This is a genomic window from Flavobacterium sp. TAB 87 (assembly GCF_001529295.1).
In the GTDB taxonomy this organism is placed as follows: Bacteria; Bacteroidota; Bacteroidia; order Flavobacteriales; family Flavobacteriaceae; genus Flavobacterium.
In genome coordinates, this window is record NZ_LLWK01000033.1 from 227,461 (window position 1) to 238,127 (window position 10,667).

Annotated in this window: 11 protein-coding genes and 1 pseudogene; 8 read left to right on the forward strand and 4 right to left on the reverse strand. The window is 33.5% G+C overall.

The window, feature by feature from the left end:
- Positions 1–13: 13 nt before the first annotated feature.
- Both AP058_RS05695 and AP058_RS05700 read left to right on the forward strand, forming a co-directional pair.
- Complete coding sequence (locus AP058_RS05695) at positions 14–862, forward strand: neutral zinc metallopeptidase (RefSeq protein ID WP_066307674.1); 849 nt, start codon at positions 14–16, stop codon at positions 860–862.
- Between the two features lie 26 nt (positions 863–888).
- Entirely contained in the window at positions 889–1,398 is a 510-nt protein-coding gene (locus tag AP058_RS05700) for a GNAT family N-acetyltransferase (RefSeq protein WP_066307676.1), read from the forward strand.
- 54 nt (positions 1,399–1,452) lie between these two features.
- On the opposite strand, the gene AP058_RS05705 is transcribed toward AP058_RS05700, so the two are convergent.
- Positions 1,453–1,836: a DUF3037 domain-containing protein gene (locus AP058_RS05705; RefSeq protein WP_066307677.1), complete on the reverse strand. Its 384-nt coding sequence runs from the start codon at positions 1,834–1,836 to the stop codon at positions 1,453–1,455.
- Positions 1,826–2,608: a HipA family kinase gene (locus tag AP058_RS05710; RefSeq protein ID WP_066307679.1), complete on the reverse strand. Its 783-nt coding sequence runs from the start codon at positions 2,606–2,608 to the stop codon at positions 1,826–1,828. The genes AP058_RS05705 and AP058_RS05710 overlap by 11 nt, the downstream gene beginning before the upstream one ends.
- A 237-nt stretch (positions 2,609–2,845) precedes the next feature.
- Here AP058_RS05710 and AP058_RS05715 point away from each other — a divergent pair, with 237 nt between their 5' ends.
- The 3 genes and pseudogenes from AP058_RS05715 to AP058_RS17085 all read left to right on the forward strand — a co-directional run.
- Positions 2,846–3,088, forward strand: coding sequence for a hypothetical protein (locus tag AP058_RS05715; RefSeq protein ID WP_066307680.1), 243 nt, complete (start codon positions 2,846–2,848; stop codon positions 3,086–3,088).
- Positions 3,089–3,423: 335 nt separating this feature from the next.
- On the forward strand, positions 3,424–3,771 hold the full coding sequence (locus AP058_RS17325) for a hypothetical protein (RefSeq protein ID WP_066307681.1): 348 nt from the start codon (positions 3,424–3,426) through the stop codon (positions 3,769–3,771).
- Positions 3,772–3,786: 15 nt separating this feature from the next.
- A pseudogene (locus tag AP058_RS17085) lies at positions 3,787–4,005 on the forward strand (TlpA disulfide reductase family protein); the annotation flags it as partial.
- Here the strand turns inward: AP058_RS17085 and AP058_RS05730 are convergent.
- On the reverse strand, positions 3,962–4,810 hold the full coding sequence (locus AP058_RS05730) for an NAD(P)H-hydrate dehydratase (protein WP_066307685.1): 849 nt from the start codon (positions 4,808–4,810) through the stop codon (positions 3,962–3,964). The pseudogene AP058_RS17085 and the gene AP058_RS05730 sit on opposite strands and share 44 nt — an antisense overlap.
- Positions 4,811–5,158: 348 nt before the next feature.
- Here AP058_RS05730 and gcvT point away from each other — a divergent pair, with 348 nt between their 5' ends.
- The 3 genes from gcvT to AP058_RS05745 all read left to right on the forward strand — a co-directional run bounded on the left by gcvT (position 5,159) and on the right by AP058_RS05745 (position 9,239).
- On the forward strand, positions 5,159–6,241 hold the full coding sequence (gene gcvT, locus AP058_RS05735; RefSeq protein WP_066307686.1) for a glycine cleavage system aminomethyltransferase GcvT: 1,083 nt from the start codon (positions 5,159–5,161) through the stop codon (positions 6,239–6,241).
- Between the two features lie 152 nt (positions 6,242–6,393).
- On the forward strand, positions 6,394–8,424 hold the full coding sequence (locus AP058_RS05740) for a carboxy terminal-processing peptidase (RefSeq protein ID WP_066307688.1): 2,031 nt from the start codon (positions 6,394–6,396) through the stop codon (positions 8,422–8,424).
- A gap of 98 nt (positions 8,425–8,522) precedes the next feature.
- Entirely contained in the window at positions 8,523–9,239 is a 717-nt protein-coding gene (locus AP058_RS05745; RefSeq protein WP_066307690.1) for a YebC/PmpR family DNA-binding transcriptional regulator, read from the forward strand.
- A gap of 115 nt (positions 9,240–9,354) precedes the next feature.
- On the opposite strand, the gene AP058_RS05750 is transcribed toward AP058_RS05745, so the two are convergent.
- A complete protein-coding gene (locus tag AP058_RS05750; RefSeq protein ID WP_197413383.1) occupies positions 9,355–10,461 on the reverse strand; it encodes a transporter substrate-binding domain-containing protein in 1,107 nt (368 codons plus the stop codon).
- Positions 10,462–10,667 lie beyond the last annotated feature (206 nt).

Genomic DNA, 10,667 nt, shown 5'->3' on the forward strand with positions numbered 1-10,667 from the left:
AAAATAAAATAATATGAAATGGCAAGGCAGAAGACAAAGTAGCAATGTAGATGATCGACGATCGGTGTCTGGTGGAAAATTAGTTGCTGGTGGTGGAATTATCGGAATTATCATTTTACTTGTAAATGTTTTTGGTGGAGATAATGCTCAATTAATCACTCCAGTTCTTGAGCAATTGCAAGGAAAACAGTCAACGCAAACAGAAGCAGTTGCTTTGAGCAAAGAAGACGAAGAATTGGGAAATTATGTGCGTGTAGTGGTTGCGGACAACGAAGACATTTGGAGCAAAATATTTTCTGATAACGGGATGACTTATAAACAACCAGAAATAGTTCTTTTTAGAGAGTCGGTTCAGACCGCTTGCGGTGGAGCTTCGTCTGCATCGGGACCTTTTTATTGTCCTGGAGATCAAAAAGTATATATGGATTTAGCCTTTTTTGAGGAATTACAAACTCGCTTTGGAGCAAAAGGAGGTGATTTTGCCATTGCTTACGTAATTTCACATGAAATTGGCCACCACATTCAAACTTTATTAGGCACTTCGGATCGAATGAGACAAATGCAAGAAGGAAAAAGTCAAGCAGAAGCCAACAAACTCTCGGTTGCTCTTGAACTTCAAGCGGACTTTTATGCGGGTGTCTGGGCACATCATAATAAGGAAAATCTGGAAGCTGGTGACATTGACGAAGCTTTAAGTGCTGCCAATGCGGTTGGTGACGATGCCATTCAGAAAAAAATGCAGGGACAAGTTGTTCCTGATTCCTTTACACACGGAACATCAGAACAAAGAATTTATTGGTTTAAAAAAGGATATACTACAGGCGACATTCGCCAAGGAACTACTTTTGACGAAATTAATTAAAGTTTAAAACTGGTTCAACGACCCTTATGATTACGATAGCAACTATAGAAGATATTCCGCAATTAACTTTTCTAATTAATTCAGCCTATCGCGGCGAAACTTCCAAAAAAGGATGGACAACTGAAGCATTTATTCTGGAGGGAAAAAGAACTACTGAGGCTGAGCTCAAAGAAGCTCTCGATGATCACAAGAACACCATTCTTAAATTTACCAATGCAAATTCAATCATTGGTTCTGTGCTATTGACAACAAAACAGAACCAATTGTATTTAGGAATGCTTACTGTTTCTCCTGAAATACAAAATACCGGAATTGGTAAAAAACTTTTAGTCGCAGCTGAAAACCATGCCAAAACATTACAATTAAACAGTATTGTAATGACAGTAATTTCAGTTCGAGAAGAACTTATCGCATGGTACAAACGAAACGGTTATAGTGATACAGGGGTTCGTGAACCATTTCCTAAAAATGATATTCACATTTCAATTGCTAAAGAACCATTAGAATTTATTTTCTTAGAAAAAAGTGTCTCGTAAAGTACATACCATTGCGGTCAAGAACTTTGAATCTCTTAAACTTTAAGCCGTAATCTACAATACCAGCTCTGCAAACAATCGTTGAATTGTTTGGTCTAAATCTTTACTTAATCCTGGATGCGGTCTTGAGGTTTGAATTGCTGAACTTCGAATTGCCGTTAACCATCGAAAACGTGACGGAATATCCATTTCTGAAATTGGTCCACCGTCTTTGGTCCCTTCTGCTATTTTTTGTAAAGAAGTCAAATTGCACGCTAATTGATCGACATCAAAATCAGCTGATAATGATTGGATTTTATTTCCATTCAAATGAAAAAGCACTTTAATAAATTTAGCCCTTTTGCAAAATAAAATGATTCCGATATTAACAAATTCTTCGCGTTCTACCCTTGGCACGACACGAATAACGGCATATTCATATAAGTGATTATCTTGCATTTTTTGCCTCATTTACAAAAATTTCTGAATGATTTAATCTCTTCGTCAAAAACTTCAAATACACATTTCTTAGCATTTCTGGCGTTTCATCGGTATCTTCCCATTGCAACCATTCCTCAGGAATTGTGTTGACAATGTCCGTTAGAATTGTAGCAGATAATAGTTTTTTAAATTCGGCATCTACTTCATCTAACACCGAAGCTTGCGGTAATAATACGTGATCCTTGATCAATTTAAACGGACTAACAGCATGTTGCTCCCAATTTGTCCAAGAGTGGTGGAAATACAAACAAGCACCATGATCTATAAGCCACAGTTCTTTATGCCAAATTAACATATTGGTATTTTTGAATGTTCGATCGACATTGGTAATAAAAGCGTCTAACCAAACAATTTGCGAAGCCAACTTTGCATCGACCTGCGTTACAACAGGGTCAAAAGTAATTGCTCCCGATAAAAAATGCAACGCCAAATTAAGTCCTTGACTAAATTGTAATAAATCCTGAATTTCCTCATCGGCTTCTGTACGGCCAAAAGCTTCATCTAAGTGCGCAAAAACTAATTCTGGCAATTGCAAACCCAGTGCTTTGGCAACTTGACCGCCAATTAATTCGGCAATTAATGCCTTAACACCGTGACCTGCGCCTTTAAATTTTAGTACGTATTTATAGTCATCATCGGCTTCTGCCAAAGCAGGTAGCGAACCACCTTCTCGTAGCGGCGTGATGTATCTAGTAACCGTAACCGCTCTAAGATCAAAATTATTTTTCATAACCTACTATTAATGACGCATTTTCCGCCATTACAAATTTACAAATAACTGTGTTGGTTTTTATCGGCTGTGATGCTATTTCTGACGATTGTATAAATTCAAAAATAACTTATAGAAAATAGCCATAAAATGTTCTATCGATTAAAAAAGAACAATTAAAAATAAAATACTTAAAACCAATGCATTAACAAGAATTAAATTTAAATAACTCTAAAAAAAAATTAAAATAAAAAAAACATGTATCTATTACTAATTTTACTTTTAGCCACATTCACAACTTTAAAGGAAACAATAACGGTTTCAGGAAAAATCACAAATACAGAGGATGAAAAAATTAGAATTAAAGGAGAATCATTTGATAAAGAAATCGAATTAAAAACGAATAGTAGTTTTTCAGAAAATTTAGAGATCGAATGTAACCGCCTCTATACGATTGCAATAGCTAAAAATAGCATTCCTCTCTATTTGTTAAAAGAATGAAAAATGATGATAAGCGCTGATGATAAAAACTTCAGTACCACATTAAAATATAATGGCAAACGAAGTATCGAAAATCAACTTCTGCAATTTCAAATGAAGATCTTTATAAACTAGACGAAAATCAATTTTTGAAGAAAATCAAAGAAATTAGAAATAACATTCACACTTTACATAATCAAACAAAATTTACAAATGCTTATTTCAAAGAAAAAGAAATCAAAAACATATTTTTTCTGGAACAACTGTATATAATATAGTACTCAAAAGTACATCTCTTTTTTGCTAGCTTAAACAATTTCAAAATAGTCGCAAATTTTTCAAAAGCCGATAAAAAATTGGATTTAGACGTTGAGTCTGATTTTTTATTTACTAATGAATATAAGCAAATTGTGCTGAATCAATTCTACGAATTAATGAACAAAGATAATAACAAATCTAACCTCACAGCGAAAGATGTAATTCCAGAAATCAAAGCACTCAAAAGTCAAAACATAAAAAATCATCTAATTGAAAACTCAGTAGAAGCTATCGATATGAACAATGCTAATTACGAAAAAACATATCATGATTTTTTATCGATTGCAACAGATTCAAAATTTAAAGAATCGCTAACTCAGAAGTATAATGCAGCCAATGAATCACAACCTGGAAAACCCTCGATAAAATTTGATTATGAAAATTAAAAAGGAGGAAAAACCTCTTTGGAAAGTTTAAAAGGAAAGTCCGTTTATATAGAGCTTTGGGCAACTTGGTGCAGCCCGTACATTAAAGAAATACCATGTCTTCAGAAATTAGAAAAACAATATAAAGATAAAAACATTGCGTTTGTGAGTATCTCAATTGACACATTAAAAGATCAAGAAAAGGGCTTTTTTATAATTCAAGATGTAAAAATGCTTTTCCTAAATAAGCACTAATATCTGATGCAATAAAAGCTTGCGCGCCTGTTTGAGAAATTGCCAAATCGGCTGTTAAACCATGAATAAATACACCCAATTTGGCAGCTTCTACTGCTTGGTAACCTTGTGCAAGAAAACTTGTAATTATTCCGGTCAAGGTATCTCCACTTCCAGCGGTTGCCAAAGCTGCGTTACCAGTGGTATTTTGAAACACTTCGTTTTGATCAATTATAAAAGTTGGTGCTCCTTTCATCACTATTATAACATCAAATTGTGTGGAGAACTGCATTGTTTTTTCTAACTTTTCTTCTTCAGATTTCCATGTACCAATTAAACGCTCCAATTCTTTTGGATGTGGAGTTAGAATGGTTTTACGCGGTAGTAAATTTAACCACGCTTTGTTTTGGGCTAAAATATTTAAAGCATCCGCATCTATTAGTAATGGTGTTTTATTACTTTTTAAAAAATTATGAAAAGCTATTCGAGTGTCGTTTTCTTGTCCAAGTCCGGGACCAATTCCGATTGCTTGCACTTGTAACTCTACCTCAATTTTAGAAATAAATTTTTCTTTTTCATCCGTAATGGTCATTACTTCTGGAATCGAAATTTGCAGAATATCGTAGCCACATTTAGGAATATAAGCAGTAACCAATCCGCAACCTGATTTCAATGCCGCTTTAGATGCTAATACGGCCGCACCAATTTTTCCATAACTGCCTGCAATAAGTAGCACATGCCCTTGCAATCCTTTGTGTGTTGTGGGATTTGCTTTCTTATAAAATTGAAGAATATCATTTATTTCAACTAAAACAGGACTTTTCATGAAGAGTAACTTTTGCTTAAAATTACAAAAATTCTTTAGAATTGAATTGTACCTTATATTTCATTTGAATTTATACTTCAAAAAATTTAAAAAAAGAGACTAGAATCACAAATCAATTATTTTAAGGGATTTAGGTATTAACTTCAGTTTTAAAAACAAATTGTTGAGTTGAAAAACTTACCCATAGCCCTGATAAAAGCGGCATCCTTTGTGTTTTTGCTCCAAAAACAGAAAGATATAGCGGATAGCAGGAAATAGCTCCTAAATATTGCGAATTTTATAATTTTTGATGCTTGCTTATCTTATTTTTTGAATAAATTTGTATTTCAAAACTAATAATTTGACACAATGAAAAATACTGCACTAACGCACATACATGAAAGTTTGGGAGCAAAAATGCTTCCTTTTGCTGGTTATAACATGCCCATTACATACGAAGGCATTAATGCTGAACACGAAACAGTGCGCAGTAGCGTTGGTGTATTTGACGTTTCGCACATGGGTGAGTTTTTACTAACAGGACCGAATGCGTTGCATTTGATTCAGAAAGTAACCTCTAATGATGCGAGTTTGCTAACTGTCGGAAAAGCACAGTATTCGTATTTACCCAACAACGATGGTGGAATTGTAGATGATTTGATCATTTATAAAATGAAAGAAGAAGAGTATTTATTAGTAGTAAATGCGTCGAATATTGACAAGGATTGGGAATGGATTTCACAACATAATGATTTGAATGTTCCGATGAAAAATCTATCTGACGAATATTCGTTATTAGCGATTCAAGGGCCAAAAGCAGTTGAAGCAATGCAATCGTTGTCTTCTGTAGATTTAGCGGCTATTGTCAACTATCATTTTGTCGTTGCTGATTTTGCAGGTTTTGATGATGTTATAATTTCAGCGACAGGCTACACTGGTTCAGGTGGCTTTGAAATTTATTGTAAAAATGCAGATGCTGAGGCAATTTGGAATAAAGTTTTTGAAGCGGGTGCTGCCTACGGAATTAAACCAATTGGTTTGGCTGCTCGCGACACGTTACGTTTAGAAATGGGATTTTGTTTGTACGGAAACGATATTAACGATACTACTTCTCCTTTTGAAGCTGGTTTAGGCTGGATTACTAAATTCACTAAAGAATTTACAAATTCTGAGAACTTGAAAGCGCAAAAAGAAGCTGGTGTCGGAAGAAAATTGGTTGCTTTTGAAATGCAAGAACGTGCCGTGCCGAGACATGACTACGAAATTGTGGATGCAACTGGCGCTGTAATTGGAATCGTAACTTCTGGCACCATGTCACCATCTATGAATGTCGGAATAGGTTTAGGCTATGTAACTAAAGAAAACAGTGCAGTTGATTCGGACATTTATATTAGAGTTAGAAAAAATGATGTTCCTGCTAAGGTGGTAAAATTACCTTTTTATAAAAAATAGGAAAATATAAGTAGAAGTAAAACTTCTGTAAAAATTAAGATGGTAGCTTGAGTAATCAACGCTACCATTTTTCGTTTAAAAAAATAGTAGTTTAAAAGCACTTTCTTGACGTAAAATAGTGTAAATTTAGTAGAAACGATGCTTATTCTTTTATGAAAAAATTATATACACTTCTTCTTCTACTGCCCACAATGCTTTTGGCTCAAAACTCCAAAACTGCTTGCGAGGTTGTCAACAAAATCAATAAACTGATTCAAAAAGAGCATGTAAGTCCGAAACCAATTGATGACAGTTTATCTGTTTTCGTTTTTGACAATTTAATAGATCAATACGATCCTTCAAGAAATATTTTCTTAAGATCAGAATACAACTTGCTTGCTAAAAAATACCGTCTCAATATTGACAACCTAATTTTAAAAAACGATTGTTCGTTTTTAAATGAGATGGTTTCCTTGTACAGAAATGGGTTAGAGAGAAAAAAACTAGCGTTAGAGCAATTGCAATTAAAGACATTGAATTACAATCAAAACGATACAATTCGCTTTTATAAAAAATCTTTTCCTATTTATATGAAAGAAAATGAAATCGAGAAAGTATGGAATAAAAAAATTCGTTTTGAAGTATTAAATGAAATTGCAAGCAGTTCTAGCAATTTAGATTCTTTACAGGCAAACTTTATAATCTTGGAGCCCGCCGCAAAAGAAAAAATTATTAGTAATGAAATTTGTCAAACCAATTCTTTACTAGCCACTGAGTCTAAACCAGAAGAAAGTTTGTATAATTTTTTTTGTTTGTACTTTGATCCACACACCTCCTATTTTAGTAACGATTCAAAATCTACTTTTGTCGCTTCTTTATCAAAAGAACATTTTTCTATGGGGTTGACTGTAAGTTTAAATGATATGAATGAAATAATTATTTCAGAGATCAATCCAAACGGCCCTGCTTTTGAGACTGGAAAATTAAAAAAAGGTGATAAAATTACTGCAGTTTTTAATCAAAAAGAAAAACTAGAAGTGTCATGCTCTTCTTTGCAAGCGATTTCCAATATGATCACCTCAGAAAGTAACAAAAAAATTACGCTTTCTTTACAGCGAAATTCGGGTAAAATATTTGATGTTTTTGTCGAGAAAAAAATAATGAAGGATGAAGAAAACTCTGTATTTAGTTTCATTATTGGAGAAGAAAGCAAAGTGGGTTACATTAAGATTCCGACCTTTTATGCAGACCTTGATGGAACTGGTGCGGCTGGATGTGCCGAAGATGTTGCTAAAGAAGTCTACAAATTAAAAAAAGACAATATTAAAGGCCTTGTAATTGACTTAATTGACAACGGCGGTGGATCAATGGAAGAAGCTATAAAATTAGCTGGAATGTTTATTAATACAGGCATTATTTCTATTGTAGTTGATAAAACACAAAACCAATTATTAATTAATGATCCTTATAAAGGAATGCTATACAAAGGACCAATTGTAGTTTTAGTAAATAGCAACACGGCTTCGGCTAGCGAATTCTTCTCTGCAATAATGCAAGACTACAATCGCGCTCTACTTTTAGGCAGTTCAACACTTGGAAAAGCAACAATGCAAACCATATTGCCTTTAGAAGAAAATAAAATGACAGATTTTTTAAAATTAACAATCAACAAGTTCTACCGAATTACAGGCAAGAGCCATCAATACAATGGAGTAGACCCAGATGTTATTTTACCGGAATTCTATGAAAATATTTATCAAAAAGAAAATAATTTTCCAACGGCCATAAAAAATGACAGCATTATTCCATCTGTAAAATTTAAACCTTTTGTAAAGCGCGATCTAATTAATCATTTAGCTCAAAACAGTGCAAAACGCGTTGCAGCCGACGACTATTTTAAAAACATAAAAAGTATTAACCATACTATAAATGAATTATTGGATCGTTCTAAAACAGAATTACCAATGACATTATTGGCAATTCAAAAGCAAAATCTAATAACGGCAGATTTGTGGGAGCAAATAAATAAATATGACGCTACAAGTAATCCGCTGGACGTATATAATTCGACAATCAACAAATTCTTATTAGGAATTTATCCAACAGAAAAAACGATCAACCAATATCAAATAGATAATTTAAAAAACAATCCATATCTAAATGAAGCAGTAAATATTATTAATGATTATAATACTTCACGCTAATTTGACGATGAAGACAAAAATCCGTAAAAAAAGAACAGCTTTTACTTTGAAAAAAAAGTATTAGCCGTATTTTTGCAACACAATTAAATAAATAAAAAATGGGAAGAGCGTTTGAATTTAGAAAAGGAAGAAAAATGAAACGTTGGGCTGCAATGGCTAAAACATTTACTAGACTTGGTAAAGACATTGTAATGGCTGTTAAAGAAGGTGGTCCAAATCCCGACGCAAACTCTAGATTAAGAGCAGTTATACAAAATGCAAAGGCTGCAAATATGCCTAAGGACAATGTTGAGCGAGCTATAAAAAACGCAAGTAATAAAGACACTGCAAATTATAAAGAAATACTATTTGAAGGGTATGCGCCTCATGGAATTGCGATTTTGATTGAAACAGCGTCAGACAATAACAATAGAACGGTTGCCAACATTAGAAGTTATTTCAACAAATGTAATGGAACTATGGGCACGCAAGGATCTGTCGAATTTATGTTTGGTCATACGTGCAATTTTCGAATTCCAAAAGAAGGAATTGATCCTGAAGAATTAGAATTAGAATTAATTGATTTTGGCGCAGAAGAAATTTTTGAGGACGAGGACGGTATCTTAATTTATGGCCCATTTGGAAGTTTCGGTGCCATACAAAAAGAATTAGAGTCGCGTCATTTAGAAATTCTATCTTCAGGATTTGAGAGAATTCCCCAAATTACTAAAGAATTGCCTGCTGAACACGTTGCCGACGTGGAAAAGTTAATTGAAAAGATAGAGGAAGATGATGATGTTATGAACGTATACCACACGATGCAAGAAACAGAATAACTATCTATTAGCATCATCATAAAATATAAAAAAGCTCGCTACCTAAAAGTAACGAGCTTTCTTATTTATTACATAAATATTATCTCTACACTAAAGTTAAGCTAAAACGAAAAGTCTATTTTACTTTATCGACACCTAACCAGTCATTAACTATATCTCTAAGCAAACCTTCTTCTTTAAACTTAAGCAAATCAATATTCAGCTTTGAAGTAAACTTGGAATTCAATGGAAATGCAAATCCATATCCTTGTCTCAGATACTCCGATTCTGATATTCGGACATACTCATCCGGATTTTTTTCTAAAAAATATTTGATCTGAGGTCGATCAAAAACAACGGCCTCTACTTCATTATCCTTTAATAATTTATATCCTTCCTCCAGTTTCTCAATCAATACCACCTTTCCATTATAATCTGATACAAATGGAACACTTGGAGAATCCTTCAAGACAGCAATTCTTTTATTTTGAAATTGATCTGCAGAAGAAACCACAGTTTCTCCCATACCAGATAGCGTTAAAGAACTTGCAATACCAGCAACCATAGTAGTGGCAAAAAGAATCGAAACAATCATCCAAGATCCTGCAACAATACGCCCCATCAAAGTAACTGGAGCAATATCTCCGTAACCTGTTGTGGACATGGTTACAATTGCACACCACATTCCGTTTGCAATACCACGAACCGGTTCATGAGGAAATTGTTCTGGAGAAGCTTCTCGCTCTGCAAGCCACAATAGTGTACCAACGCATCCTAGTATAAATAAGAAAATAAAAAGTGCATATAAAAGCTCTATAGTGAACAAAGGTGCCACACGATCAAAAATTGTTGGAGCGTCCACTCTTGACAAAATAGATAAACTAGATTGAAAGTAAGGTTGAGAAAAATTTATTAATTCTGCCCTTTCGGAAGTAATACTAACGGGTCCAACCAGTATATCTAACGTACCTTTTTGTAAATCATTTATGGCTTGAGAAACATTTACATATGGAATTATAGTATAATCAATATTATTTTCTTTTACTAAGAGATCCCAAATTTCAACAGATATACCGTTCCAGCTTTCCCCGTGCTTTATAACAAAAGGTTCTGATCCAGCGAATCCAACTTTAAGTTCTCGTTGTACAGTTGTACTAATGAGTGTGTCATTTTTTTGACTGTAAAAATTTAAAGAAGTAAAAAATAAAAAGATAAGAAAAAAGAAATTTGTTTTAAATATCAAAATGTATAGTATTTAAGATTATATGTTTTATGTGCTAAAATACAAAAACAGATTTAAATGAAAAAATCCCGCTCCTTAGAACTAGATTGTTTCAAATCTACAATGTTTAATATGCTGATTAAATTTTTAGTATCCACATCTTCTACAAACGAAAAAACCCTAATTCGTTAGAATTAGGGTTTTAAAAAGAAAGGCGACGACATACT

Coding starts and splice junctions, on each gene's coding strand:
- AP058_RS05715 (WP_066307680.1), top strand. CDS start 2,846: ATGTATCTATTACTAATTTTACTTTTAGCCACATTCACAACTTTAAAG.
- AP058_RS05695 (WP_066307674.1), top strand. CDS start 14: ATGAAATGGCAAGGCAGAAGACAAAGTAGCAATGTAGATGATCGACGA.
- AP058_RS05710 (WP_066307679.1), bottom strand. CDS start 2,608: ATGAAAAATAATTTTGATCTTAGAGCGGTTACGGTTACTAGATACATC.
- AP058_RS05705 (WP_066307677.1), bottom strand. CDS start 1,836: ATGCAAGATAATCACTTATATGAATATGCCGTTATTCGTGTCGTGCCA.
- AP058_RS05700 (WP_066307676.1), top strand. CDS start 889: ATGATTACGATAGCAACTATAGAAGATATTCCGCAATTAACTTTTCTA.
- AP058_RS05745 (WP_066307690.1), top strand. CDS start 8,523: ATGGGAAGAGCGTTTGAATTTAGAAAAGGAAGAAAAATGAAACGTTGG.
- AP058_RS05740 (WP_066307688.1), top strand. CDS start 6,394: ATGAAAAAATTATATACACTTCTTCTTCTACTGCCCACAATGCTTTTG.
- gcvT (WP_066307686.1), top strand. CDS start 5,159: ATGAAAAATACTGCACTAACGCACATACATGAAAGTTTGGGAGCAAAA.
- AP058_RS05730 (WP_066307685.1), bottom strand. CDS start 4,810: ATGAAAAGTCCTGTTTTAGTTGAAATAAATGATATTCTTCAATTTTAT.